A 24,516-nucleotide genomic window follows, 5' to 3' on the forward strand; every position below is an offset into this window, starting at 1 on the left:
TCGCGCCGGCACAAAACGCCTTGGGACGCGGTTGTCGAGGGCACAACAGGTATTAGCGATGGGACGCTACGTCGTCGCATGACTGACCGGAGCGGACCGATATCGGTGCTCTGTGTGGACGGCGAGCCCGATATGGCCGCTCTCGTCGGCGAGCGCGTCGCACGCAGCGACGACCGCATCACCACGACCGTCGCCACGAGCGCGAGGGCGGGCCTGACGCGACTCGAGGCGGGCGACGTCGACTGCGTCGTCAGCGACTACGACATGCCGGGCATGGACGGGATCGAGTTCCTCGAAGCCGTCCGCGCGACCCACCCGGACCTCCCGTTCATCCTCTTCACCGCCGGCGGCAGCGAAGCGGTCGCCAGCGACGCGATTTCGGCGGGGGCGACCGACTACGTCCGCAGGGACGCGAACGACGACCCGTACGCGACCCTCGCGCGGCGCGTCCGCGCCGCCGTCGACCAGTACCGGGCGCGGCCGCCGACCACGGGGTCCCCGGACGTCGCACGGACCGTCCTCGAGGCCTCACCGGACGCGATACTCGTCGGCGTCGACGGCGACTGCGTCTTCGCGAACGCCGCCGCCGTCGACCAATTTGGCGCCGCCGACGACGACGCCCTCCGGGGTCACTCCGTCGCCGCGCTCCTCGGGTCCGCCGACGCTGACGACGACGAGCGCGCGACCGACGCGGGCGTCACGTGGGAGCGCCGCATGATTCGCGCGCTCGACGGAACGGCGTTCCCCGCGGACGTGACGCGCCGCGCCGTCTCGTGGGGCGGGCAGGACGCGACCGTGGTCATCGTCCGCGCGCTCGCCGAGCGGGTCTCCGGCGACCACGAGCGCGCGCGCTACCGGACCGCGTTCGAGCAGGCGATGGACGCGATGGTGATCGCGGACGACGGCGGGACGTACGTCGAGGCCAACCGGAGCGCGGTCGAACTGTTCGGCCTCCCGCGCGGGCAACTGCTCGGCTCGCACGTCTCCGACTTCGCCCCCGCCGACTACGACTTCGGGGCCGAGTGGGAGGCGTTCAAGCAGGGCGGCCTCGACCGGGGGACGTTCCCGCTCCTGCGACCGGACGGCGAGCGCCGCATCGTCGAGTACGCGGCGACGGCCGAAATCTCGCCCGGCGAGCACCTCTCCGTGCTCCGCGACGTCACCGAGCGCGAGCGCCTCGAGGAGCAGCTGCTGACCGAGCGCGACACCCTCCGGGAGATATACGAGATAATCGCCACGCGCGAGATGGGGTTCCAGACGAAGATCCGCCGGCTCCTCGACGTCGGCCGCGAGTTCCTCGGCGTCCCGTACGGCTTCCTCACGGAGATCGACGGGGACACCCAGCACATCGTCGCGGCGTGTGGCGACCACGAACTCCTCCAGCCGGGCGAGTCGTGCCCGCTCTCGGAGGCGTACTGCCGGAAGACGATCACGCGCGAGGAGCTCGTCACCGTGCAGAACGCCACCCTCGAGGGGCTCTCGAGCGACCCCGCCTACGAGCGCTTCGACCTCGGGTGTTACGTCGGCTCGAAGGTCCTCGTCGACGGCGAGCTCTACGGGACGTTCTGCTTCGCGGGCACCGAGCCGCGCGCGGACGCCTTCTCGGAGGCCGAGCGGACGTTCGTCGAACTGCTCGCGCAGTGGGTGAGCTACGAGCTCGAACGCGACCAGGTCACGGCGGAGCTCGAAGCGCAGAACGAGCGCCTCGAGGAGTTCGCGTCGATGGTGAGCCACGACCTCCGAAGCCCGCTCTCCGTGGCGCAGGGCTATCTCGAACTCGCGCGCGAGGACGGCGACCCCGAGCAGTTCGACCGCGTTCGGGACGCCCACGAGCGGATGGGGCGGCTGATCGACGACCTGCTCTATCTCGCTCGCGAGGGCGAGGAGATTGGGGAGACCGAGCCGGTCGCGCTCCGGGACGCCGTCGAGCGCGCGTGGGCGACCGTCGAGGACGGGTCGTCGGCCGCGCTCGCCGTCGGCGACGACCTCGGGACCGTCGTCGCCGACCCGGACCGCCTCCAGCAGCTCCTCGAGAACCTCTTCTCGAACGCCATCGAGCACGGCGGGCCGGACGTGACCGTCCGCGTCACGGCGCTCGAGGGCGGCTTCGCCGTGACGGACGACGGTCCCGGCATCCCCGCCGATCTCCGCGCGGAGGTCTTCGAGCGCGGCGTCTCCACCGTCGAGAGCGGCTCCGGCTTCGGCCTCCACATCGTCCGCGAGATCGTCGACGGCCACGGCTGGCGCGTCGACGTGACGGACGGCCCCGAGGGCGGCGCGCGCTTCGAGATCACGGACGTGGACGTGACGTAGCATGCCCGACACAATCGCGTCGTTCATCCCGGAGGTGGAGCCCGCCGAGCACGCCCTCGTGGTGGTGAACCGGGACGCCCCGCGCCCGGTGCAGTCGATGCTTGAGGGGCTGTTCGCCGACCAGTCGGTGACGGTGTCCGAGCGCGAGCTCGGCGACGTCGACGCGAACACCGTGGCGCTCGTCATCGACAGCGACATCGTCGCCACGTCGCCGCTGTCCGCGCTTCGGGACTGCGTCCTCACCGTGAACTCCGACCTCTACACGTCGGGCGCGCGCTCGCTCCCCGACATCGACCTCCCGGCCGTTCTCGACGGTCTCGACGACGTCCCCTTCTCGCTCCGCGGCTTCCCCGCATCGCACACGGAGAAACTCCTGTTGGTCACGGTCTCGCGACACGTCGAGCACCTCGCGTGGACGGCGGGCGCGGGCACGCTCCGGTCGTCCTTCCAGCGCCTCTCCCGCCTCGACGACGAGCGCGGCACGCGCGACGTCTACTCGCTCGTCTCGGACGCGGGCGTCGACACGCACGTCTACGGCATCCCGGACTGGACGCCGCCGCGCGACCTCGGCGTGACGACGCACGGCGGCTACGGCGAGGACTTCCGGCGGGCGTGGTTCGTCGTGCACGTCCCGGCGGACGACGACGGCGAGCACGCCGCGCTCGTCGCGTACGAGACGGGGCGAAACGAGTGGCGCGGGTTCTGGACGTACCGGCCGGAGCGCGTCACGGCAATCGACGCCTACGTCGCCGAGACGATGTGAGGCCGGCCGCCCGCCTCACGCGACGAGGTCGGCGAGGCCGTCCGCGAGCGCGACGCCGGGGTCGTAGCCGAGTCGCTCGCGGGCCTTCGAGACGTCCGCGACGCTCGCGCGGATGTCGCCCGCTCGCGCGTCGCCGAACTCGACTTCGACGCCGGGGTCGACGACGTCGCGGATCAGCGTCGCGAGCTGGCGTATCTCGACCGCGCGACCGGTGCCGACGTTGAACGCCTCGCCCGTGTGGTCGGTGGTGGCGGCGAGGCGGTTCGCCTGCACGACGTCGGAGACGTGGACGAAGTCCCGCGTCTGCGTCCCGTCGCCCTGCACGCGCAGGGGGCCGCCCGCGCGCGCCTGCTCGACGAAGCTCGTGATGACGCCGGCGTACGGCCCGCTCGACTGTCGCGGCCCGTAGACGTTGAAGTAGCGCAACGCGACGGTGTCGAGGCCGTAGAGGTCGTTGTAGAGCCGGCAGTAGTGGTCGACGCTGAGCTTCTCGAGGCCGTAGGGCGAACTCGGCTCTTTTCGTGCGTTCTCGGTGATGGGCGTCGTCTCGGGCGCGCCGTAGATGGCGGCGCTGGACGCGACGACGACGCGGGCGTCCTCGTCGCGCGCCCGTTCGAGGACCGAAAGCGTCGCGTCGACGTTCACGGCGTGCGTCTCCTCGGGCGCGTCGACGGACCGGGAGACGCTGACGATGGCGGCCTCGTGGAAGACGACGTCCACGCCGTCCATCGCCTCGGCGAGCGCGTCCGCGTCGCGGACGTCGCCGTCGATGACCGCGACGCCGTCCGGGAGGTTCGCGCGCGCCCCGTTCGAGAAGTCGTCGAAGACGCGGACGTCGTTCTCGGGCGCGAACGCCTCGACGAGGTGGCTCCCGATGAATCCCGCGCCGCCCGTGACGAGCACCGTCGCGTCCGTGAGCGTGTCCATACGCGCTCTTCCGCGCGCGGGGCGAAATAGGCGTCGCCGCGCACGGTACCGGAAGCCCCGGGCTTTTGGCGCGCGACACCGACACGACGAGTACATGGCAGACGAACACGGTGGCTTCGAGCACGTCCGCGAGAACGTCGACGGCCACCCGATGCGGAGCCTCCTCGCGTACGCGCGCCCCTACTGGAAGCGCCTCACCGCCGGCGTGCTCGCGTCGTTCTGCACGCGCTTCGCGCGCCTCGTCCCGCCGATAGTCGTCGCGGCGGCAATCGACCGCGTCGTCCTCGGGTCCGGCACCCCCGGCCTCCTCGCGGACGCCGGTCTCCTGCCCGCCGCCTCGATCACGACCGAGGCCGCCCGCCTCGCCCTCCTCGAACGCCTCGTCACCGTCGCCGTCCTCGCCTACCTCGTCCGCTCGGTGACGCGCTTCGCCTCCAGATACCTCCTCCAGTCGACCGCGCAGAAGGTCCAGCGCGACCTCCGAGACGACACCTACGACCACCTCCAGCACCTCTCGATGGACTTCTTCGTCGACCACCAGACGGGGGGAATGATGTCGATTCTCAACAGCGACATCAACCGCCTCGAGAAGTTCCTGAACACGGAGTTCCGCCAGCTCATCCGCGTCGTCGCGACCGTCGGCGGCATCGGCGCTATCCTCTGGCTCTACTCGCCGAAGCTCGCGCTGATCGCGCTCGCGCCCGTCCCCATCATCGGCCTCGCGAGCGGGCGCTTCCTGACGTGGATCGAGCCCCGCTACACGTCGATCCGCGAGACGGTCGCGCGCCTCAACACGCGCCTCGAGAACAACCTCGGCGGCGCCGCCGTCATCAAGGCCTTCGAGCGCTACGACTTCGAGCGCGAACGCGTCGCCGCCCAGTCGCAGGCCTATCACGACGAGAAGGTCGCGGCGCTGCGCGTCCGCCGGGCGTTCTTCGCAGGCCTCCGCCTGCTCACCGGCGTCGTCTTCGTGCTCGTGCTCTACATCGGCGGGACGGACATCGTCACCGGCGCGCCCGGTGCGCTCTCCGCCGGGGCGTTCGCGCTCTTCTTCCTCTACCTCCGCCGGCTCTACTCGCCGATGCGCCGCGTCGGCAAGTCCGCGAACAAGTACCAGCTCGCGAAGTCGAGCGCAGAACGCGTCTTCGGCGTGCTCGGTCGCGAGCCGACGATCACCGAACCCGACGACCCCTATCGCCCCGACTCGGTCGAGGGCGACGTCGCGTACGACGACGTGACGTTCGCCTACGACGAGCGTCCCGTACTCCGTGACGTCTCCCTCGACGTTCCGGCGGGCGCGACGGTCGGCCTCGCCGGCACCTCGGGCGCGGGGAAGTCCACGCTCCTGAAGCTCCTCCCGCGCTTCCACGACCCCGACCGGGGCGCGGTGCGCGTCGACGGCGTCGACGTCCGCGAGTACGACCTCGCGGCGCTCCGCTCGGAGATCGCGGTCGTCGAGCAGAACCCCTACCTCTTCTCGGGGACGGTCGCGGAGAACATCGCGTACGGCGACGCGGACGTCCTCGACGCCGAGTGGCACGGGGAGGACGTGGACGCGGACGCGCGCGAGGCGGTCGTGGAGGCCGCGACGGCCGCCGAAGCCCACGCGTTCATCACCGACCTCCCCGAAGGGTACGACACGCTCGTCGGCGAGCGCGGGGTGAAGCTCTCGGGCGGCCAGCGCCAGCGCCTCGCCATCGCGCGCGCCCTCCTCAACGACCCCGCCATCATCGTCTTCGACGAAGCCACCTCCGACGTCGACACGGAGACGGAGGAGCTCATTCAGGAGAGCCTCGAGCGCCTCATCGAGGACCGCACGGCGTTCGTCATCGCGCACCGCCTCTCGACGATTCGGGACGCCGACCGCATCGTCGTCATGGAGGACGGCCGCGTGACCGAGACCGGCACGCACGAGACGCTCCTCGCCAACGCGGGCGGGTACGCCGACCTCTGGGAGGCGCAGGTCGACGACGACGCGGCCGACGCGAGCGTCGCGGACGACTGACGGCCGTCGTGGACGGCACGCTCCCGTTCACTCCCGTCGCGCCCTACTCGAGGGCCGACGCCTCGAGGGGGGCGGCGCTCCGCCAGTAGTGGTCGAAGGTGTCGCTCGCCCACGCGCGCACGGCGTCGTCGTCGGTGTCGAGCGAGGCCTGCAGGACGCCGTTCTCGTCGCGCAGCAGCATGTGGACCGTCTCGTCGGCGATGGTGACGGCGAGCGGGATGCCCTCCCCGTGGACGCGGGCGTCGGCGGCGTCGTGTGCGAGCAGGTCCTTGAGGCGCGCGCGGAGGTCCGGGGCGTCCGCGAGCGCGGCGACGGCGTGCTCGGAGAACACCGCGCGGAAGGTGGCGTCGCCGGCGGTGACGCGGTCGTGGACGGCCGCGAGGCTCCGCTCGTTGAACGCGTGGGAGAACACCGTCACGTCCTCGGCCTCCCTGATGAGGTCGACGACGCGCTTCACGGGCGCGTCCGGGCGCGTCTCGCTCGGGAACGTGATGGTGGCGTCCTTCAGGTGACCGAGGTCGAAGTCCATCGCGTGCGTCGGGAGGTAGTCGACGACGTCGCGGAGCTCGCGTTCCGTCTCGAGGCTGTCGAGGAGGTCGCCGAGGGCGCTGGCGACGAGGCGGCCGGTGGCCGTCGCGACGTACTCGCTCCCGGCGCGTCTGACCCACGCGCGCTCCTGGAAGTCGGTGAGGATGCGCCCGAGCGTCGCCTGCGAGGCGCCCGTCTCCTCGGCGAGTGCGGTGCGCGTGTGGCGCCCGCGCGCGAGGAGACACAGCACCTCGACGCGGTTCGGCGAGCGAGCGAGGAACTCCACGTCCTCCAGCGCTGACTCCATACGCCACCTTCCTCCTCGTCGCCCTAAACGCCTTTCGCACCGTGAAACTCTTTCACGGCGTGCGCGGCTGTCGCGTCGCGCGCGAGTTTCTCCGCGCACAACGTTTTCTAACCGAGACTATCCCGCTGTGCGCCCTCTCTAGGAGTATGACCGCTTCTACGCGCACGCTCGCCGCGTTCGGTGCCGCGAGCCTCCTCTTCGGTGGGACGTTCGTCGCCACCAAGTTCGGCCTCGCGTTCTTCCCGCCCCTGCTCTTCGTCGCGTTCCGCTTCGACGTCGCCGCCGTCGCGCTCGCCGCCTACGTCGTCTACGCGCACCGCGACGCCCTCGTGCCGCGCACGCGCGGCGACCTCGCGGGCATCCTCGCCACCGGCGCGCTCTCCATCGGCCTCACGAACGCCCTCCTCTTCGTCGGCCAGCAGTACGCCTCGAGCGCCGTGGCCGCCGTCGTCTTCAGCCTCAACCCCATCCTCACGCCCGTCTTCGCGGGCCTCCTCCTCGCCGAGGAACGCCTCTCGCGGCGCGGCGCCGTCGGCCTCCTCGTCGGCCTGCTCGGCGTCGGCCTCGTCGTCAACCCCGACCCCGCGAGCTTCCTCGCGGGCGGCCCCGGCAAGCTCCTCGTCTTCGCGGGCGCCATCGCCGGCGCGCTCGGGAGCGTCCTCATCCGCTGGGCGGACAGCGACCTCTCCAGTAGCGTGCGGACCGCGTGGGGGCTCCCCATCGGCGCGCTCCTCTGCCACGGCCTCAGCCTCGCGAGCGGCGAATCGCTCGCCGCCGTCGCGTGGACGCCGCAGGCGCTTCTCGCGCTCGCGTACGTCGGCGTCTTCGCCGGCGCCATCGCCTACATCGCCTACTTCGGCCTCCTCGACACGACGGGCGCCATCCGCGCGAACCTCGTCTTCTACCTCGTGCCCGTCGTCGCCACCGCCGGCGGGTGGGCGCTCCTCGGCGAGACCGTCACGACGCTCACCGTCGTCGGCTTCCTCGTCGTCTTCGCCGGCTTCGCCGTCCTCGGGAGTGACGCCGTCGACGCCGATTTCGACGTCGATGCGCTCGCGGCCGCCCTCCGCGAGCGCCTCCCCGCCGGCCGCCGCGACGACGCCCTCGGCGTCGAGTTCGAGGACGCCCCGCGCGGCTTCGAGTCCGACTAGTCCGCCGTCTCCGTCTTCACCACGACCGCCGGGCGCGTGCTCAGGCGAAGGACGCGGTCCGTGATGCTCCCGATGAGCGCGCGGTACTCGTCGGGGCGGCGCTTCGTCCCGAGGACGAGCACGTCGGCGTCCGCCTCTTCCGCGTAGTCCACGATGGTGTTCGCGGGCTCGCCGCGTTCGAGCGCCTCCACGACCTCGACGCCCGCGTCCTCGGCGGCCTCGCGCACCGCCGCGATGGCCTCGCGGCCGTGCTCGGCCAGCCCGTGCTCGGGCCCTTCGGCCTCGTCCACGTACTCGTCGCCGCTGTAGGCCTGATAGACGTCTTCGTCGACGACGTAGAGGACGTGCAGCGTCGCGTCGTGGGCCGCCGCGAGCTCTATCGCGTGCGACTCGGCGTTCTCGGAGGCGACCGTCCCGTCCGTGGCGAGTAGGATTCGCTCGTACATCACGCCGGGAGTTCGCCCCCCGCGCAAATAACGGTGGGTGGCCGTCGCCGCCCGGTGAGACCGACGCCGTCGTCGAGTGACGACGGCGGGCGTGCCGTCACTTTTTCACGCGCGCGGCGCCGACGACGCGGTATGCAGCTCACGGACGCACTCCGCACGCTCCTCGACGCCATCGACGGCTACGAGGACGACGTCGCGGCGCAGATAAGCAAGCGAACGAGCGTGAGCGAGACGCAGGTCACGCAGGGCATCGAACTCGCGCGCGAGGAACTCGGGATGGACGCCGAGGAGGAGTCGCGCTGACTCGCGGCCGCCTCTCGCAGGCGGCGCTCCCGCCGCGCGACTCACGCGTCGGCCGGCAGTGACTCGGGTACCGGCCGCCCCGCCGCCCCCGAATCGGGCATCGGGCTTAACCGATGGTGACTCGAAGTCGAGGGCATGAACGGCGGGCTTCGGGCGTGGGCGAGCGCGCACTCGTGGGTCGTGGTCTCCCTGCTGGGCGTCCTCGTCCTCCTCGTGCCGCTCTACGACGCGTGGGACGACGTCACCACCCTCTCGTGGGGCGTGACGACGACGGCCGTGGAGAACGCGCCGCTCGTCCTGCTCGCGCTCGCGCTCGTCTGGGGCGGCTTCTGGCTCCGCCGGCGCGACTGGGCGGACGCCTACGCGTGGGCGGTAGCGAAGTGGACGCTCGGCATCACCGCGGCGGTCGCGAGCCTCTACGCGCTCGTGATCGCGCTCCAGCTGTGGGCGATGCGCGACCTCAAGCCGTTCGTGCTCGCGCTCGACGGGGTCGTCTTCGGTGCCGCGCTCGCGTTCGCCATCGGCGTCTACAGCGCACGCCAGCGCATCGCTCGCGACGAGCTCGCGCGGAGCCGCGAGGAGTACCGGACGCTCACCGACGACGTCCTCGACACCTCCGAGGTCGCGACGTTCATCCTCGACGAGGAGTTCGACGTCGTCTGGGTCAACGAGGCGGTCGAGGAGTACTTCGGCATCGAACGCGAGGCGGTCGTCGGCCGACACAAGCCCGCCCTCGTCGAGGAGTCCATCGCGGCGCGCTTCGAGGAGCCGTCGGCGTTCCGCGAGCGCGTGCTCGAGACGTACGCGCCCGACGCCGGCTCGGCGGAGTTCGAGTGCCACCTGCTCGGCGGACCGGAGCGCGAGGAGCGCTGGCTCAAACACTCGAGTCAGCCCATCGAGAGCGGGCTCTACGCGGGCGGGCGCATCGAGCACTACACGGACGTCACGGCGGTGAAGCGCCGCGAGCGCCAGCTCGACCTCCGCGAGCGCAAGCTCCGCGAGCTCTACGAGTCCATCTCGGACGCGTCGCTCACGTTCGAGGAGCAGGTCGACGCCCTCATCGGGGTGGGCCGCGAGCTCCTCGACGCCGACTACGGCTCGTTCGCCCGGATCGACGCCGACGAGGGCACCTACCACGTCGAGGTCGCCCAGTCCGAGGCGGGCGACGTCGCGGCCGGCGACACCCTCCCGCTCGCGGAGACGCACTGCCGACACACGGTCGCCGCCGAGCGCACGATCCAGTTCGGCACGCGGCCGCTCGACGTCGCGGAGAAGGCGTACGGGACGGACGCCGGCTTCGAGTCGTACGTCGGGACGCCGGTCTACGCGGACGGCACGCTCTACGGGACGCTCTGCTTCCTCGACCGGGAGGAGGCCGACGAGTTCGACGACTGGCAGCTCACGATGGTCGAGCTGATGGGGAGCTGGATCGGCTACGAGCTCGAGCGCACCCAGCTCCTCGAGGCGCGCCGTCGCGAGCTCCGCGAGGAGGAGGCGAAGTTCGAGGAGTTCGTCGACAGCGTCGACGACTACGCCATCTTCACGCTCGACGAGGGCGGGCACGTCACGTCGTGGAACCCCGGCGCGGCGCAGATAAAGGGCTACGCGGAGTCGGAGATCGTCGGCGAGCACGTCTCGGTCTTCTACCCCGAGGAGCGCGTCGAGGCGGGGGTGCCCGAGTCGCTGCTCGCGGAGGCCGCCGAGACGGGGCAGGCCCACGACGAGGGCTGGCGCGTCCGGAAGGACGGCACGCGCTTCTGGGCGGACGTGACTATCGCGGCGCGTCACGACGCCGACGGCGCGCACGTCGGCTACACGAAGGTGGTCGAGGACATGACCGAGCAGCGCGAGCGCGAGCGCGAACTCGAACACGAGCGCGAGCGCCTCGAGTTCATGAACCGCATCCTCCGGCACAACATCCTGAACGGGCTGAACCTCGTTGGCGCCCGCACCGACATCCTCGAGGACCGAATCGACGACCCGGAGTCACTCGAGCACGTGCAGACCATCTCGCGTCGCGCCGACGACCTCTCCTCGCTCATCGACACGATGCGGACGTTCATGGACGCGGTCGTGAACGAGTCGGAGCACGAGACGTACCCGGTGTCGCTCCGGGCGGCGCTCGAGGAGGCGGTCGCGGGCGTCGCCGACGCCCACCCGGACGCGGTCTTCGAGACGCACGACCTCCCGGACGCCGAGGCGACGGTGGTCGCGGACGACCTCCTCGGCGAGGTCCTCGAGAACGTCCTCGAGAACGCCGTCGTCCACAACGACGCGGAGACGCCGCGCGTCGAGGTGTGGGTGACGGAGACGACCTGTGCGGTGGACGCCGACGCGGCGAGCGGCGACGCGCGGCCGGACGACGGGACCGAGGCGACCGAGCGCGACGCGCTCTGCGTGCACGTCGCCGACAACGGCCCCGGCATCCCGGACGAGGAGAAGGCGTCCGTCCTCCGGAAGGGCGTCTCCGAACTCAGCGAACCCGGGAACGGCTTCGGGCTCTACCTCGTGACGGAGATGATGGCGGCCTACGGCGGCGCGGTGGACGTCCGCGACGCCGACCTCGGCGGGCCGGAGGAGGGGGCGGCGTTCGAGCTCGTCTTCCCGCGCGCGGAGTGAGGCGCGCCGTCGCGCCGGCTTCGACCGGGCCGGCCGAACGGCTAAGTGCCCGGTCGCACGACGGCATGTATGGGTACGACGTCCCACGACTACTCGGACGACACCGTGATCGTGACTGGTGCGACCTCCGGCATCGGCCGCGAGGTCGCGCTCCGCTTCGGCGAGGCGGGCGCGACCGTCATCAACGCGGACCTCCGCGAGGTCCCGAAGGAGGACGACCTCTCGACGCCGACGCACGAAGCCATCGAGGAGGCGGGCGGCCGCGCGGAGTTCGTGGAGACGGACGTCTCCGACGCGGACGCGGTCGCGGCGGTCGTCGAGGGCGCGCGCGAGTTCGGCGGCGTGGACGTCATGGTGAACAACGCGGGGATCTACCGCCACGCCTCGCTCACGGAGACGGAGACGGCGGCGTTCGACCAAGTGATGGCGATAAACGCTCGCGGCGTCTTCGCGGGCTGTCGGGCGGCCGCGCGCGACATGCTCGAGCGCGGCGTCGACGGCGCCATCGTGAACACGGCGTCGGTGAGCTCCGAGTACGCGCAGGTCGGCCACTCGATGTACGACGCCTCGAAGGGCGCGGTGATGATGCTCACGCGGGTCGCGGCGGCGGAGCTCGCACCGCACGGCATCCGCGTGAACGCCGTCGCGCCCGGCATCATCGAGACGTCGTTCGGCGAGGGGAACCCCGACATCGGCGGCGAGCGCGAGGAGTCCTTCATCGTTGACGACGCCGACCTCCCGGACCTCGACGCGACGACGGTCGGCTCGGACATCCCGATGGACCGACTCGGGACGCCCGAGGACCTCGCGGGCGCCTACCTCTTCCTCGCGGGCGACGACGCCGACTACGTCACCGGCCACCTGCTCTACGTGGACGGTGGCTACCACACTGTCTGATTGGCGCGGCCCCCGGGGTCGCCGGGCGCGGCGCTCATTCCTCGTCGTCTTCTGCGAGCGGCCAGCCCGCCCGCTCAGCGGCGTCCCCGACGAGTTGGAACTCCCAGTCGAGGAAGTCGGCGGGCCGCCGGTCGTCCTCGGTGGTGGCGACGTAGACGTAGCGCGGGGTGTCCGCGTCGTCGCGGATGCCCTCGAGTGCGAGCCAGATGTCGAGGTCGCCGAGGTCGTAGTCCTGCGGGAGGTCGTGCGCCTCGACGACGCGCTCGACGCCGCTTCGGTCGTGGTCGACGACGCCGACGTGACGACTCCACTGCCGCGCGTCCTCGAGGGCCGCCTTCGGGTCGGCGAGGCGCTCGATGGCCGCCAGCGAGAACGCGAGCGTCATCTCGCCGCCGTCACTACCGCCGGTGATGCTCATGCGTCGAGCGTGCGTGCGCCGGGCGTAAAACTCTCACTCGACCGCGCCGTCCGGCGACGGCGGAAATATACCAGTATCGACCCGACTACGGTCGGGTGGGCACTTTAGTGGCTGTCCGTCCTTTCAGCTAGTATGCCCGTTCACGAGCACTACATCGACGGCGAATGGCGGTCCGGTGAGGGCGAGGAGACGTTCGAGAGCCGCTCGCCGGCGACGCGCGAGACGCTCGGCGAGTTCCAGCGCGGGACGCCGGCGGACGTCGCGGCGGCCGTCGAAGCCGCCGAGGACGCACAGGAGGAGTGGCGCGCGCTCTCCTACGTGGACCGCGCGGAGTACCTCTGGGAGATATACGAGGAGCTGAAGGACCGCCACGAGGAGCTCGGGCGGACCGTCTCACAGGAGTGCGGGAAGGAGATCAGCGAGGGGAAGGCCGACGTCACCGAGGCGTGGCACATGGTCGAGTGGGCGGCCGGGAACGCCCGCCACCCGCACGGCGACGTCGTCCCCTCCGAGATTCCGAGCAAGGACGCCTACATGCGCCGCAAGCCTCGCGGCGTCATCGGCTGTATCACGCCGTGGAACTTCCCGGTCGCCATCCCGTTCTGGCACATGGCGCTCGCGCTCGTCGAGGGGAACACGGTCGTGTGGAAGCCCGCCGAGCAGACGCCGTACTGCGGGCAGATCATCGCCGAGATGTTCGACGACACCGGCATCCCCGACGGCGTGTTCAACATGGTGCAGGGGTACGGCGACGCCGGGAACGCCATCGTCGAGAACGACACCGTCGACACCGTCCTCTTCACGGGGAGCGCGGAGGTCGGCCACTCCATCGCGGAGAAACTCGGCGGCGTCCCCGGCCGCGACGTCGCCCTCGAGATGGGCGGGAAGAACGCGGTCGTCGTCACCGAGGAGGCCGACCTCGACATCGCCGTCCACTCCGCGCTCATGTCCTCGTTCAAGACGACGGGCCAGCGTTGCGTCTCCGCCGAGCGCCTCATCGTCCACGAGGACGTCTACGACGAGTTCAAGTCGCGCTTCGTCGACCTCGCCGAGGACGTCGCGGTCGGCGACCCGCTCGACGAGAACACCTTCATGGGCCCGCTCGCGGACGCCGATCAGGTCGAGAAGTTCCACGACTACAACCAGCTCGCCCGCGAGGAGGGCGTGGACGTCCTCGTCGACCGCGAGGACCTCGACGCCGAGGAGATCCCCGACGGCCACGAGGAGGGCTTCTGGGTCGGGCCGTTCGTCTACGAGACCGACTACGACGACGAACTGCGCTGCATCGAAGAGGAGGTCTTCGGCCCGCACGTCGCGCTCATCCCCTACTCCGGCGACATCGAGCGCGCGCTCGAGATCCACAACGCCGTCGACTACGGCCTCGCCGGCGCCATCGTCAGCGAGGACTACCGCCAGATCAACTACTACCGCGACCACGCCGAGGTCGGCCTCTCCTACGGAAACCTCCCCTGCATCGGCGCGGAGGTCCACCTCCCCTTCGGCGGCGTGAAGAAGTCCGGCTCCGGCCCCGCGTCCGCGCGCGAAGCCATCGAGGCCGTCACCGAGCGCACCGCGTGGACGCTCAACAACTCGAAGGACATCGAGATGGCCCAGGGCCTCTCCGCCGACATCAAGACCGACGACGAATAGCGACCTCACCGCGTCGCCGCGTCGGCTTTCCCCGCTCGCCCCGTTCTTCTGCTCTCCCCCCCCGTTCGTTCGGTCCACTCCCCCGGTCGCCGACCGCGCTCGGCGACCGCCCGCTCGGATGCGTCCGAAAGACAGCCTTATGGTATCGTTTGCCAAAAGGAACCCAGAGGTATCGTCACACTATGAGCCAGGCAACGGCGGGAACGGGAACGCATCTCACACTCGACCTGTGGCACCCGGAGTGCTGGGCTATCCGCGCGACCGACCGGCTCCCCGGGGGCGTGCTCGCGCACGCCATCTACGACAACCCCGTCGGCGGGGACGCGACGGCGCGCGGCGTCTTCACGGCGTTCGGGGAGAGCGAGTCGGAGGTCGAGGCGCTCCTCGCGGACATCGAGGACTCCCCGCTCACCGGGAGCCTGAACGAACTCCAGACGCGCTTCGACACGCGCCGCGTCACCCCCGGCTCCGTCTCCCGGGAGTTCTTCCTCGAGTACGACCCGAGCGACATGATCTGCCCGCAGCTCCTCGAGCGCGGCTTCGTCCACAACGCGCCCGGCTGCATCGAGGACGGCCGCGAGTCGTGGCACGTCTGCTACGCGGGCGAGCGCTCGGAGATCGAGGCGGAGATCGACGAGATACGCGAGCGCACGGGCGCGGACATCGAGGTCGCGAGCGTCTCGACGGCGGGCACGGACGCGCGCCAGACGCGCCTCCTCGATAAGCTCACGCCGAGTCAGCGCGAGGTCTTCGAGCTCGCGCGCGAGCGCGGCTACTACGAGTGGCCGCGCGAGGTCTCGACGCGCGAGCTCGCGGACGAACTCGACATCTCGAAGACGACGCTCCTCGAGCACCTGCGCAAGGCCGAGGGGACGCTGCTCGACTTCTGATTCTCGTCGCGAAAAAGACGCGACTGCGGGTCGTTCAGCCCTCGAGACGCGATTCGTCGCCGGTGACGCTGTCGACGATGACGTCGCCGTCGTCGCGCTCCGCGAGCCAGAAGAGCTTGCGGGCGTCGACGCGACGCTCGAACGTGATGTCCGGGGCGCTCGCGAGCGCGAACTTCCGCGTCGTCCACTCGAAGACGGTGTCGTGGGCGCGCTCGCGGCAGAGCTCTGCGGGGAGGTCGGCGGGGAGCACGAGCACGTCCGCGACGTCGCGGGAGTCGACGTCGGGGACGACGTCCGCGCGGAGGACGAGGCGACGCGCGCGGTCGACGCTCGCGACGTACGTCACCTCGCGGTCCGAGAGGAACGCACGCCCGACGGTGGCGCTCGCCTCGTAGATCCGATACGGGTAGGCGACGGCGCCGACGCGGCCGTCGGCCTCGACGTCGTCGCGCTCGACCTGCGGCGGGATGACGTCGAGGGTCGCGGACTCGCGACGCGTGCCCGTGCGGGCGTCGGGGGCGGGCGCGTCCGAGCGGGTCGGGTTCGCGGCCATCTTCACTCCTCCCAGTAGTCCGCCGCGTCGACGTGCGCGCGGATGGTGTCGGTCTCGGTGACGGCCTTCGGGGCGTAGTCGCGGCCGCCGTCGGTCGCGTAATCGGGGGTGTCCTCCTCGACGACGGTCGAGAGCGGCTTGTCGAAGATGTCGAAGTGTTCGTCGACGCCCTCCGGGGGTTGGGTGAGGAGGGAGACGACGACGAGGACGAGCATGGAGAGGATGAAGGCGGGGAAGAGCCCGTAGACGCCGAGGAAGCTCGCGAGGAAGCCCGACCCCTCGGCGAGGCCGCTCAGGCCGAGGACGCCGAGGAGCGTCGAGAGCTGCGTCCAGAGGACCATCGTCGAGGAGCCGACGAGCATGCTCGCGACGGCGCCCGTCGCGGTGACGCGCTTCCACCAGAGGGCGGCGATGAGCGTCGGCCCGATGGCGGCGCCGAGGCCGCCCCACGCGTAGTCGAGGACGAGCGTGTAGATGGGGGTGTCCTTGGCGAGGTAGGCGAACATGATGCTGCCGGCGCCGAGCGCGAGCGTGACGAGCTGGGAGTAGCGCACGAGCTTCTCCTGGCCGGCGTCGGGGTCGATGAAGCCGTGGTAGACGTCCTCGACGACGGCGCTGGTGGCGACGAGGAGCTGTGAGTCCGCACTCGACATCATCGCGGCGAGCGCGGCGGCGAGGATGATGCCGGCGAGCCAGCCGGGGAAGAGGTCGATGGTGAGCATCGGCATGACGTTGTCCGTGTTCGAGATGCCGCCGCCGAAGACGACGAGGCCGTAGAGGCCGACGAAGCCGGCGCCGATGTAGGCGACGAACATGAAGAGCTGGGCGACGACGGCGGCGAGACGGATGTTCTCGACTTCGTCGATGCCCATGAAGCGCACCATCACGTGCGGGTTGCCGGGGATGCCGAGCCCGATGGCCGCGTAGCTGATGATGCCGAAGACGGCGGCCCAGCCGGTCATCCCTGCGGTGACGCTGGAGAGGCCGCCGCCCATCGCGGCGAGGTCGTCGAAGGGGAGCCCGTAGGAGGTGAACGCGAGGACGGGCAGGAGGATGAACGCGGCGAGGATGATGGCGCCCTGGAAGTAGTCGGACCACGCGACGGCGAAATAGCCGCCGAGCATGGTGTAGCCGACGACGATGACGCCGCCGGCGAGAATCCCCACGAGCGGGGAGACGCCGGTGAGGACCTGCAGGAGAGTGCCGGCGGCGACGATCTGCGCGCCGACGTAGCCGCCCTCGAAGAGCATGAGCATCACGGCGGAGACGCCCTTCACGAGGCCGGTGTCGTCCTGCAGGCGCGTCGCGAAGAACGTCGGGAGCGTGACGGCCCGGACGATCTCGGAGTACTTGCGGAGGCGCTTGGCCATGCCCGCCCACGCGAAGAGGTCGGCGGGGATCATGCCGAGTGCGTTGTAGAACGCCATGACGCCGGTGTTGTAGGCGTCGCCGGGGACGCCGAGGGTGAGCCAGCCGCTCATCTCGGAGGCGCGCTCGGAGAAGCCGGTGACGACGGGGCCGACCTCGCGGCCGCCGATGACGTAGTCGTCGACGGTGTCCATCAGCTGCGAGGAGTAGAGGCCGATGCCGAGCAGGACGAGGAGGTAGGCGGCGAAGGTGCCGAGCACCCACGTGCCCGCCGAGCCCGCGATGCCGCTAGGCATGTTCGCCCTCCGTCTCGTACTTCTCGTGGAGGCGACGCTCGCGCCTGCCCTCCCAGACGTAGTAGACGACGAGCATCACCAGGTACACCACGAACGGCCCGAACAGGTACAACAGGTTGGTCGAGTTTCCGTCTGGCATCGTTCACCGTTCTGCACTATGTGTCTATAAATGTTTTGGATAATCGTTTATTTATTGGCTTACTCTCCGGTAATTGGGGGTTAACAAGACGAATGTCTACATATCGCTGTCTGCGTGGGCGGTCCGGACGGCGGCGAGCGTCTCCCCCCTACACGCCGACGACGGCGCGCAACGCGAAGAGGGCGTTCTTCTTGCGCTCGCGAACCCGCCGGTAGAAGTACTGGAACCACTTCGGCCCGTAGGGGGCGTACTGGTAGACGTCGTAGTCGGCGGCGAGGTCGAACTGGGCGTCCTCGCGGACGCCCATGAGCATCTGGATCTCGAAGGGGGTCCCGTACTCCTCGTGGAGCTCCCGTGCGTACTCGAGCATCGCGGGGTCGTGGCTCCCGACCGCGACGCCCTCGTCGAACTCCCGGAAGAGGAACTCGAGGTACTCCCGGTACTTCTCGTCGACCGTCTCCTGCTCGCGGTAGGCGATAGCGGCGGGTTCGTCGTACGCGCCCTTCACGAGGCGGACGGCCGCCGGAACGTCCGCGAGGCGCTCCAAGTCCGCCTCGGTCCGCTTGAGGTTCGCCTGAATCGCGAGCCCGACGCCGTGCGGGTGGCGCTCGGCCTGCTCGCAGACCGCATCGAGCGTCTGGTCGGTCGTCTCGTGGTCCTCCATGTCCACCCAGACGAAGACGTCGCGCTCGATGGCGCGGTCGACGATGCGCGCGAGGTTCTCCTCGAACGCCGTCGTCGGCAGGTCGATTCCGATCTGCGAGGGCTTCACGGAGACGCTCGCGTCGAGGCCGCGCTCGGCGATCCCGTCGACGAGCCGGCAGTAGGCGTCCGCGTCCGCGTCCGCGGACGGCCGGTCGTCGTAGTGCTCGCCGAGCAGGTTGAGTATGCCGCCGACGCCACGGTCGTTGACCTCGGCGACGTGCGCGAGCGCCGCCTCCGGTTCCTCCCCGGCGACGAACCGATTCGCTATTGGGGGAATCATACACACACCATCCGAACATATCCCCCTAAAGAGTCACCCTACCAAACGATTCGCCGATTATAGATAGAAATAAACTGAACCGTCACGCTACGGTCCCACATATCGGGGGGTCGGACGACGGTTCGTGCAGTCGACCGAGGGCGACCGCCGGGAGCACCGGCCGACAACGCGTACCGCACCCCTCGCGGGGGGCGAGTCGGCGGCGAACCCGACAACTCATCAGGGCGGCGTCCTCCCGTCCACGTGATGGACCGGGAGCGACTCCTCGCCGCCGCACCGCTCGTCGCCGCCGCGCTCTGGGGCGGCATGTACGTCGTCAGCAAGTGGGGGTTCGACGCCGTGCCGCCGCTGACGCTCGCGTTCCTTCGGGTGGCGCTCGGCGCCGCGACGCTCTACGCCGTCGTCCGCGCGTCGACGCCCGCGCGCTCCTTCTCGCGCGCCGAGTGGCGGCGCTTCGCGGCGCTCGCCGTCTTCGTCACGGGCGCGCTCACGACGCAGTTCGTCGGCACCGACCTGACGAACGCGAGTCAGGGCTCGCTCCTCACGGTCTCGACGCCGCTCTTCGTGCTCGCGCTCGGCGTCGGCGTCCTCGACGAACGCCTCACCGCGCGGAAGGCGGGCGGTGCGGCGCTCGCCGCCGTCGGCGCGCTGGTCGTCCTCGCCGGCCAGTACGACCTCGCGGCGCTCGCGGACGGCGCGCTCCTCGGCGTCGGTCTCCTGCTGGCGTCCGCGCTCTGCTTCGCGGCGTTCACCGTCTACGCGAAACCGCTCGTCCGGCGCTACTCCGCGCTCGAGACGGCGACGTACGCCACCGTCCTCTCCGTGCCGCTCTTCGGCGCGTTCGTCCCCTTCGAGTACGCCCTCTCGCCGGGCGCGTTCGCCACCGTCCCGCTCACGCTCCCGGTGCTCGGCGCCGTCGTCTACCTCGGCGTCTTCAGCACCGCGCTCGCGTGGTACTGCTGGTACAAGGGCATGGAGTACGCGGACGCGAGCACCGTCGCGGTGTTCTTCTTCGCGCAACCGGTCGTCGGCGTCCTCCTCGGCGTCGCGTTCCTCGGCGAGGGACTCAGCCCCGGCTTCCTCCTCGGCGCCGTCCTCCTCGCGGCGGGGACGCTCCTCGTGAACACCGAGTAGGCCCGCGACGACCGCCCCGAATTCACACGCCTTATTACTGGAGAGTAAAACCACGTGGTATGCAGTTCGTCGCCACCGACGACCCGACTCGGAACGGACGCGGCCGGCCTCGTGCTTTCCACGCGCGGCGGCCGGTGAGGCCCGGCCGCTCGCCGCCCGCCGCGACCCCGTCCGCGCTCGCGCGCTCACGCACCCGCTCGCACGCCGCTCACGGAGGGCGACCGGATGAGTGAGCGCCACGACATCACCGCCGTCTCGGGCGGCCGCGTCCGCGAGTACCTCTCCGAGATGGGGCCGTCGTGGGTCGCGGGCGCCATCGCCGCCGGCCCCGCGTCGATGGCGAGTCTGCTGACGGCGGGCGCGAGCTACGACTACGCCCTCCTCTGGGTCGTCGTCCTCTCCGCCGTCGCCGGCGCGCTCTCCCAGTACCTCGCGATGCGCCTCGGCCTCCTCACCGAACGCGGCGTCGTCGGCGTCGTCGAAGACCACCTCGGCGAGTGGTGGGCGTGGCTCCTCGTCGTCGACGTCGTCCTCGCCGCCGGCGTCGCCCAGCTCGTCATCATGAAGACCGTCGCCACCGTCTCCGCCACCATCACCGGCACGCCCGCCTGGGCGTGGGGCGTCCTCTGGGCGCTCGTCCTCGCGCTCGGGCTCGCCGGCCGCGGCTATCGCCTCCTCGAGTTCGTCGCGAAACTCCTCGTCGCCGGCGTCGTCCTCGCGTTCGCCGCGTCGCTCCTCGTCGTCCCCGTCGACCCCGGCGCGGCGGCCGCCGGCCTCGTCCCCACGCTCCCCGCGAACAGCGCGCTCGTCGCCGCCGGTATTCTCGGCGGGGCCGTCCACGTCACGCTCATCACGATGCACTCCTACACGATGCGTGCGCGCGACTGGACGCGCGAGGACTACGGGCTCGCGACCTTCGACGTCGGCGTCTCCATGCTCGGCGCGTTCGGCGTCTACAGCGTCGCCATCTTCCTCGTCGCCGCGAGCGTCCTCACCGACCCGGGCCTCGGCACCGTCGGCGCCGCCCAAGCCCTCGGCCCGCTCGTCGGCGCGAACGCCCAGTGGCTCTTCCTCCTCGGACTCGGCGGTGCGGCCGTCTCCACGCTCGGCGGCAACACCATCGTCCCGCCGTACGTCCTCGCGGACAAACTCGGGTGGGAGACCGACGTCTCCGACGCCCGCTATCGCGGCCTGCTCGCCGCCGTCGCGCTGCTCTCCGCGCCCGGCGCGTTCGTCGGCGGGGCGGTGCTCGGCCAGCTCGTGCTCGTGCTCGCGCTCGGCACCGTCGGCACGCCGTTCGCCATCGCGGTCGTCCTCTACCTCCTCAACTCCGACGCCGTCCCCGAGTCGAACTCGACGCTCGCGAACCTCGGCGGCATCGCGCTCCTCGCCGTCACCGGCGCGCTCGCCGCGAACTTCGTGCGCGAACAGCTCTCCGGTGATTTCGCGCCGCTCGCGGGCGCCGTCCTCGTCTTCGCCGTCCTCGTCGCGCTCGCGACGCTCGGCCTCCTCGTGCAGTACGCGCTCGAGCGCCCGACGAGCGGCGACGCGGCGTAGTCGCGGCGCGCGCCGCTCCGTCAGTCGTCGCTCACCGCGCCGCTCGCGTCCTCGACGTCGACGCGGTCCTCCGTGAGGTCGCCGTCGCGCCACGTCCCGCGCTTGTACCACGCGTACGCGAGGAGCGCGCCGAGGACGTTCGAGACGGCGAACGCGACCCAGATGCCGGTCTCACCGATGGACTCCGCGCCGAACCACGCGACGGGGAAGCGCACGACAGCGAGCATCACGACGGAGATGGCGGCGGCGGTGAGCGTCTTGCCGGCGCCGCGGAAACTCCCGGTGTACGCGCGCATCACGCCGATGAAGCCGAACGTGAGCGCGACGTAGCGGAGGAACTCCACGGAGATGTCGACGACGGCGGGGTCGGTGGTGAAGACGCTCGCTATCGGTTCGGCGGCGAGCAACACGAGGACGCCGGCGGCGCTGAGGACACAGAAGAGCACTTTCGCCGCGAGGTCGGCGGCCTGCTCGGCGCGCTCGGGCTTCTCCGCGCCGACGTTCTGGCCGGTCATCGTCTCCACGCCGCGCGCGACGGCGATGGCCGGGAGGAAGATGACGGAGAAGACGCGCGTGCCGATGCCGTAGGCGGCGACGACGGCGTCCGGGAAGAACGCGACGATGAAGAGGAGGAGGTTCATCGAGAGCGCGCGCCCCGTCCCCTCGATGGACGCGGGGACGCCGATGCGCGCGAGGCGACGGAGGTAGGTGAGGTCGGGCGCCATGTCGCGGAGGTTGATCTGGACGCCGCGCGTCCCCCGGAACATGATCGCGAGGCCGACGGCGAGCGCGAGCGCGCGCGAGAAGACGGTGGCGATAGCCGCGCCCTGGATGCCGAGCTCGGGGAACGCGAGCGTGCCGACGAGGGGGGCGTTCTCGACGACCGTCCAGCCGAAGATGAGGAACGGGTCGATGACGATGTTGAGGACGACGGAGCCGAACATGACGAGCATCGGCGTGATGGTGTCGCCGTAGCCGCGCATGAGCGAGATGAAGACGGCGAAGCCGAACATGAAGAGGAGGCCGAGCGAGATGACCTCCATGTAGCTCGTCGCCATCGGGAGGACGTCCGTGGACGCCCCCATCAGCGCGAGGAAGTCGTCGACGAGGAAGTATCCGACGCCGCCCAGGAGGACGGAGGCGAGGCCGGCGAACGTGACGGTCTGCGAGGCGGCGTACTCGGCGTCGCGCTCGGCGCCCGCGCCCGTGAACTGCGCGACGAGGACGCTCCCGGCGACGGAGATGCCGAGGCCCAGCGAGATGAGGAGGAAGACCATCGGGAACGCGAAGCTGATGGCGGCGAGCGCGTCCGTGCTGTACTGGCCGAGCCAGAAGGTGTCCGCGAGGTTGTACGCGGTCTGGAAGAGGTTCGTGACGACGATGGGGAGCGAGAGGAAGAACAGCGGCTTCCCGATGCTCCCGGACGTGAGGTCGAACTCCTCGGGACCCTTGAACAGCCGTTCGACCTGCCGGCGGACGCCCATCAGCGCCACACCCCCGTGGGCGACTCGGGGCCGCACGCAGTGTGGGAGGGCGCAGTGACAGCGATGATACGCATCTGGATGCCCGTGTTTACTAACTATTCAGTCAAAAGCCTTCGGTACGGCGACCCCGTGTGCTCGCGTCTCCCACTCACGGGACGCTCTCGCGTACTGCTGTGGCGTGCCCGCCCCGCCGGGGCGGCCGTCGCGTCAGTACGCGAAGACGTCCCACGTCCACGCGCCGAGCGAGCGCGACCCGAGCGCGTCCGGCCGGTCGACCGATACCTCCTCGCCCGTCTCGACGGCGTACGTGGCGTTCCGCACGAGTCGGTGCTCGCCGTCGCCGAGCGTCGCGTTCAGGCGCGCGCGGCCGCCGAGGACGACGCCACGCGCCTCGTCGACGCGCAGTCGTACCCGCGCGGTCGACGCGTTCACGCTCGACGCCCCGCCGCGCTGGAGGGCGTCGAACACCGCCGGGCCCCCGCGCAGCTCGAGCGTCCGCGTCCCGTTCGCCTCGCGAACCGTCGTCCACGCCCCCGTGCCGGCCTCGGGGAGGCCGTAGCCCGCCGGGCCCGTGACGGCGTCGCCGTCCGTCAGCTGCCAGTAGCCGGGGAGCGCCACCGCGACGCCGCCGTCGACGCGGCGCTCGCCGAGCGCGAACAGCGCCGGGTCGAAGCCGGCGAGGCGGTAGGCGACGCCGCTGTCCGCGTACCCCGACTGCGTCCGGTCGTCGTAACGCAGCGCCACGGAGACGCGGCGGTCGTCGCGCTCGACGGCGGCCGTGGCGACGACGCGCTCGTCCGCGCGAGTCTCCGTCGTGACGACGCGATAGCTCCCGGCGACCGTCCGCTCGCGTGCCACGGCGTACGCGTCCGTCGCGTTCGCCGGCAGCGTCGCGTCCGCGTTCCCCACGCCGGGGCGCGTCTCGGTCACGCGTATCGCGCCCGCGCCGACGACGAGGCCGAAGACGACGAGCGCGGCGAGCGCGACGCGCCGAACCGGGACGGCACCCACCCGCTCGGACCCGACGGCGAGCGCGACGTGCATCGGGTACGCCAGCGCGACGAGGACGACGAGCGTCGCCGTCACGACGAGCACGAGCGTCAGGAGCGCGACGAGCGCCGCGTCCCGCGTCGGGTAGCGCGCGTCCGCGAGCAGGAGGACGGCGGCGGCCACGCAGAGCGCGACGAGCGCGCACGCCGCCTGCAGGCCGAGCGCGGCGGCGCTCCGACGCCGGTCCGCGAGCGCGCACAGCGGGGCGCGGACGCTCGCTCGGAGAGGAGCGCCGGCGGCGGCGCGCCCGATGGCGGGCGCGAGCGCGCCCCACGCGACGAACGCACCGGCGGCGACGCCGACGAGCGGCGCGACGTGGACGACGGTCTTCGAGACGGAGCCGCCGGCGGCGTAGACGGCGTATCGGACGGGCGTGTCGAGGACGAGGAACGCGGCGGCGCCGAGCGCGAGCGCGACGGCGTGACAGCCGACGGCGAGCGCGAGGAGGCGCGGGCCGCGCTCGCGGAGGCGGTCGGCGACGCGCCAGTTCGGGGTCGCGTCCGCGTCGGCGACGGCGGTTCGGACGGCCGGTGCGAGCGCGCCGAGCACCGGGACGGCGACCACGGGCGGGCAGACGACGGCGAGCACGGGGTGGGCGACGGCGAGCGCGAGTCGGAGGGCGCACTCGGCGAGGAGCGCGCCGCCCGCGAGCGCGAAGACGCGCGGGCGGTTCAGCGCGACGCGGAAGCCGTCGCGGAGGGCGGAAGGCATCTGGGGAAAACTGGGTCAGCGG

General features: G+C 71.1%; 22 protein-coding genes. 12 read left to right on the forward strand and 10 right to left on the reverse strand.

The features are described from left to right. The first annotated feature begins 78 nt into the window (after window positions 1-78). Window positions 79-2,313, forward strand: a complete 2,235-nt coding sequence (locus EFA46_RS11365) for an ATP-binding protein (protein WP_123077530.1) — start codon at window positions 79-81, stop codon at window positions 2,311-2,313. Window position 2,314: 1 nt separating this feature from the next. Then, complete coding sequence (locus tag EFA46_RS11370) at window positions 2,315-3,076, forward strand: histidine kinase (RefSeq protein ID WP_123077532.1); 762 nt, start codon at window positions 2,315-2,317, stop codon at window positions 3,074-3,076. A gap of 15 nt (window positions 3,077-3,091) precedes the next feature. Here the strand turns inward: EFA46_RS11370 and EFA46_RS11375 are convergent, their stop codons facing one another. Further along, window positions 3,092-4,003, reverse strand: coding sequence for an NAD-dependent epimerase/dehydratase family protein (locus EFA46_RS11375; RefSeq protein WP_123077534.1), 912 nt, complete (start codon window positions 4,001-4,003; stop codon window positions 3,092-3,094). Between the two features lie 94 nt (window positions 4,004-4,097). Between EFA46_RS11375 and EFA46_RS11380 the strand changes: the two genes are divergently transcribed. Then, a complete protein-coding gene (locus tag EFA46_RS11380) occupies window positions 4,098-6,008 on the forward strand; it encodes an ABC transporter ATP-binding protein (protein WP_123077536.1) in 1,911 nt (636 codons plus the stop codon). Window positions 6,009-6,051: 43 nt separating this feature from the next. On the opposite strand, the gene EFA46_RS11385 is transcribed toward EFA46_RS11380, so the two are convergent. After that, window positions 6,052-6,843 (reverse strand): winged helix-turn-helix domain-containing protein, encoded by a 792-nt coding sequence (locus EFA46_RS11385; protein ID WP_123077538.1) that lies wholly within the window; start codon window positions 6,841-6,843, stop codon window positions 6,052-6,054. A gap of 146 nt (window positions 6,844-6,989) precedes the next feature. Here EFA46_RS11385 and EFA46_RS11390 point away from each other — a divergent pair, with 146 nt between their 5' ends. Further along, window positions 6,990-7,994, forward strand: a complete 1,005-nt coding sequence (locus tag EFA46_RS11390; protein ID WP_123077540.1) for a DMT family transporter — start codon at window positions 6,990-6,992, stop codon at window positions 7,992-7,994. Here the strand turns inward: EFA46_RS11390 and EFA46_RS11395 are convergent. Further along, entirely contained in the window at window positions 7,991-8,440 is a 450-nt protein-coding gene (locus tag EFA46_RS11395; RefSeq protein WP_123077542.1) for a universal stress protein, read from the reverse strand. The genes EFA46_RS11390 and EFA46_RS11395 overlap by 4 nt on opposite strands. A 132-nt stretch (window positions 8,441-8,572) precedes the next feature. On the opposite strand from EFA46_RS11395, the gene EFA46_RS11400 reads away from it, so the two are divergent. The 3 genes from EFA46_RS11400 (at window position 8,573) to EFA46_RS11410 (ending at window position 12,259) form a co-directional block, all read left to right on the forward strand. Further along, the gene (locus tag EFA46_RS11400; protein ID WP_158604272.1) at window positions 8,573-8,743 is read left to right on the forward strand and encodes a hypothetical protein; all 171 of its coding nucleotides are present in this window, start codon (window positions 8,573-8,575) and stop codon (window positions 8,741-8,743) included. Between the two features lie 135 nt (window positions 8,744-8,878). Further along, on the forward strand, window positions 8,879-11,362 hold the full coding sequence (locus tag EFA46_RS11405) for a PAS domain S-box protein (protein ID WP_123077544.1): 2,484 nt from the start codon (window positions 8,879-8,881) through the stop codon (window positions 11,360-11,362). A gap of 69 nt (window positions 11,363-11,431) precedes the next feature. Continuing rightward, entirely contained in the window at window positions 11,432-12,259 is an 828-nt protein-coding gene (locus tag EFA46_RS11410) for an SDR family NAD(P)-dependent oxidoreductase (protein WP_123077546.1), read from the forward strand. A 34-nt stretch (window positions 12,260-12,293) separates the two neighbouring features. Here the strand turns inward: EFA46_RS11410 and EFA46_RS11415 are convergent, their stop codons facing one another. Beyond that, the gene (locus tag EFA46_RS11415; RefSeq protein ID WP_123077548.1) at window positions 12,294-12,677 is read right to left on the reverse strand and encodes a hypothetical protein; all 384 of its coding nucleotides are present in this window, start codon (window positions 12,675-12,677) and stop codon (window positions 12,294-12,296) included. A 132-nt stretch (window positions 12,678-12,809) separates the two neighbouring features. Here EFA46_RS11415 and EFA46_RS11420 point away from each other — a divergent pair, with 132 nt between their 5' ends. Further along, window positions 12,810-14,327: an aldehyde dehydrogenase family protein gene (locus EFA46_RS11420; RefSeq protein ID WP_123077550.1), complete on the forward strand. Its 1,518-nt coding sequence runs from the start codon at window positions 12,810-12,812 to the stop codon at window positions 14,325-14,327. Between the two features lie 182 nt (window positions 14,328-14,509). Continuing rightward, window positions 14,510-15,217 carry a helix-turn-helix domain-containing protein gene (locus tag EFA46_RS11425; protein ID WP_123077552.1) on the forward strand — a complete coding sequence of 236 codons (708 nt, stop codon included), beginning with the start codon at window positions 14,510-14,512 and terminating at the stop codon, window positions 15,215-15,217. Window positions 15,218-15,251: 34 nt separating this feature from the next. Here EFA46_RS11425 and EFA46_RS11430 read toward each other — a convergent pair whose 3' ends face one another. The 4 genes from EFA46_RS11430 to EFA46_RS11445 form a co-directional block, all read right to left on the reverse strand. Further along, window positions 15,252-15,770: a hypothetical protein gene (locus tag EFA46_RS11430; RefSeq protein WP_123077554.1), complete on the reverse strand. Its 519-nt coding sequence runs from the start codon at window positions 15,768-15,770 to the stop codon at window positions 15,252-15,254. A 2-nt stretch (window positions 15,771-15,772) separates the two neighbouring features. Further along, a complete protein-coding gene (locus tag EFA46_RS11435) occupies window positions 15,773-17,434 on the reverse strand; it encodes a sodium/proline symporter (protein WP_123077556.1) in 1,662 nt (553 codons plus the stop codon). Next, entirely contained in the window at window positions 17,427-17,573 is a 147-nt protein-coding gene (locus EFA46_RS11440) for a hypothetical protein (RefSeq protein WP_176969883.1), read from the reverse strand. The genes EFA46_RS11435 and EFA46_RS11440 overlap by 8 nt, the downstream gene beginning before the upstream one ends. Window positions 17,574-17,721: 148 nt before the next feature. Further along, on the reverse strand, window positions 17,722-18,558 hold the full coding sequence (locus tag EFA46_RS11445; RefSeq protein WP_123077558.1) for a proline dehydrogenase family protein: 837 nt from the start codon (window positions 18,556-18,558) through the stop codon (window positions 17,722-17,724). Between the two features lie 124 nt (window positions 18,559-18,682). Between EFA46_RS11445 and EFA46_RS16250 the strand changes: the two genes are divergently transcribed. The 3 genes from EFA46_RS16250 (at window position 18,683) to EFA46_RS11455 (ending at window position 21,249) form a co-directional block, all read left to right on the forward strand. Next, window positions 18,683-18,805, forward strand: coding sequence for a hypothetical protein (locus tag EFA46_RS16250; RefSeq protein WP_255494119.1), 123 nt, complete (start codon window positions 18,683-18,685; stop codon window positions 18,803-18,805). Next, window positions 18,805-19,692 carry a DMT family transporter gene (locus tag EFA46_RS11450; RefSeq protein WP_123077560.1) on the forward strand — a complete coding sequence of 296 codons (888 nt, stop codon included), beginning with the start codon at window positions 18,805-18,807 and terminating at the stop codon, window positions 19,690-19,692. Before EFA46_RS16250 ends, EFA46_RS11450 begins: the two co-directional genes overlap by 1 nt. A 225-nt stretch (window positions 19,693-19,917) precedes the next feature. Continuing rightward, complete coding sequence (locus tag EFA46_RS11455) at window positions 19,918-21,249, forward strand: NRAMP family divalent metal transporter (protein ID WP_123077562.1); 1,332 nt, start codon at window positions 19,918-19,920, stop codon at window positions 21,247-21,249. 20 nt (window positions 21,250-21,269) lie between these two features. On the opposite strand, the gene EFA46_RS11460 is transcribed toward EFA46_RS11455, so the two are convergent. Both EFA46_RS11460 and EFA46_RS11465 read right to left on the reverse strand, forming a co-directional pair. Next, a complete protein-coding gene (locus EFA46_RS11460) occupies window positions 21,270-22,733 on the reverse strand; it encodes an MATE family efflux transporter (protein WP_123077564.1) in 1,464 nt (487 codons plus the stop codon). A gap of 207 nt (window positions 22,734-22,940) precedes the next feature. Then, window positions 22,941-24,494 (reverse strand): hypothetical protein, encoded by a 1,554-nt coding sequence (locus EFA46_RS11465; RefSeq protein ID WP_158604273.1) that lies wholly within the window; start codon window positions 24,492-24,494, stop codon window positions 22,941-22,943. Window positions 24,495-24,516: the final 22 nt, after the last annotated feature.

This window comes from Halarchaeum sp. CBA1220 (genome assembly GCF_003721175.2).
GTDB classification, from domain to species: Archaea; Halobacteriota; Halobacteria; order Halobacteriales; family Halobacteriaceae; genus Halarchaeum; species Halarchaeum grantii.

What these genes read in the sequence shown, in the direction of transcription:
- EFA46_RS11455 (WP_123077562.1), top strand. Translation starts at nt 19,918, where the DNA reads ATGAGTGAGCGCCACGACATCACCGCCGTCTCGGGCGGCCGCGTCCGC.
- EFA46_RS11370 (WP_123077532.1), top strand. Translation starts at nt 2,315, where the DNA reads ATGCCCGACACAATCGCGTCGTTCATCCCGGAGGTGGAGCCCGCCGAG.
- EFA46_RS11415 (WP_123077548.1), bottom strand. Translation starts at nt 12,677, where the DNA reads ATGAGCATCACCGGCGGTAGTGACGGCGGCGAGATGACGCTCGCGTTC.
- EFA46_RS11430 (WP_123077554.1), bottom strand. Translation starts at nt 15,770, where the DNA reads ATGGCCGCGAACCCGACCCGCTCGGACGCGCCCGCCCCCGACGCCCGC.
- EFA46_RS11400 (WP_158604272.1), top strand. Translation starts at nt 8,573, where the DNA reads ATGCAGCTCACGGACGCACTCCGCACGCTCCTCGACGCCATCGACGGC.
- EFA46_RS11365 (WP_123077530.1), top strand. Translation starts at nt 79, where the DNA reads ATGACTGACCGGAGCGGACCGATATCGGTGCTCTGTGTGGACGGCGAG.
- EFA46_RS11420 (WP_123077550.1), top strand. Translation starts at nt 12,810, where the DNA reads ATGCCCGTTCACGAGCACTACATCGACGGCGAATGGCGGTCCGGTGAG.
- EFA46_RS11460 (WP_123077564.1), bottom strand. Translation starts at nt 22,733, where the DNA reads ATGGGCGTCCGCCGGCAGGTCGAACGGCTGTTCAAGGGTCCCGAGGAG.
- EFA46_RS11440 (WP_176969883.1), bottom strand. Translation starts at nt 17,573, where the DNA reads ATGCCAGACGGAAACTCGACCAACCTGTTGTACCTGTTCGGGCCGTTC.
- EFA46_RS11425 (WP_123077552.1), top strand. Translation starts at nt 14,510, where the DNA reads ATGAGCCAGGCAACGGCGGGAACGGGAACGCATCTCACACTCGACCTG.
- EFA46_RS11450 (WP_123077560.1), top strand. Translation starts at nt 18,805, where the DNA reads ATGGACCGGGAGCGACTCCTCGCCGCCGCACCGCTCGTCGCCGCCGCG.
- EFA46_RS11380 (WP_123077536.1), top strand. Translation starts at nt 4,098, where the DNA reads ATGGCAGACGAACACGGTGGCTTCGAGCACGTCCGCGAGAACGTCGAC.
- EFA46_RS11465 (WP_158604273.1), bottom strand. Translation starts at nt 24,494, where the DNA reads ATGCCTTCCGCCCTCCGCGACGGCTTCCGCGTCGCGCTGAACCGCCCG.
- EFA46_RS11445 (WP_123077558.1), bottom strand. Translation starts at nt 18,558, where the DNA reads ATGATTCCCCCAATAGCGAATCGGTTCGTCGCCGGGGAGGAACCGGAG.
- EFA46_RS11435 (WP_123077556.1), bottom strand. Translation starts at nt 17,434, where the DNA reads ATGCCTAGCGGCATCGCGGGCTCGGCGGGCACGTGGGTGCTCGGCACC.
- EFA46_RS11395 (WP_123077542.1), bottom strand. Translation starts at nt 8,440, where the DNA reads ATGTACGAGCGAATCCTACTCGCCACGGACGGGACGGTCGCCTCCGAG.
- EFA46_RS11410 (WP_123077546.1), top strand. Translation starts at nt 11,432, where the DNA reads ATGGGTACGACGTCCCACGACTACTCGGACGACACCGTGATCGTGACT.
- EFA46_RS11375 (WP_123077534.1), bottom strand. Translation starts at nt 4,003, where the DNA reads ATGGACACGCTCACGGACGCGACGGTGCTCGTCACGGGCGGCGCGGGA.
- EFA46_RS11385 (WP_123077538.1), bottom strand. Translation starts at nt 6,843, where the DNA reads ATGGAGTCAGCGCTGGAGGACGTGGAGTTCCTCGCTCGCTCGCCGAAC.
- EFA46_RS11390 (WP_123077540.1), top strand. Translation starts at nt 6,990, where the DNA reads ATGACCGCTTCTACGCGCACGCTCGCCGCGTTCGGTGCCGCGAGCCTC.
- EFA46_RS11405 (WP_123077544.1), top strand. Translation starts at nt 8,879, where the DNA reads ATGAACGGCGGGCTTCGGGCGTGGGCGAGCGCGCACTCGTGGGTCGTG.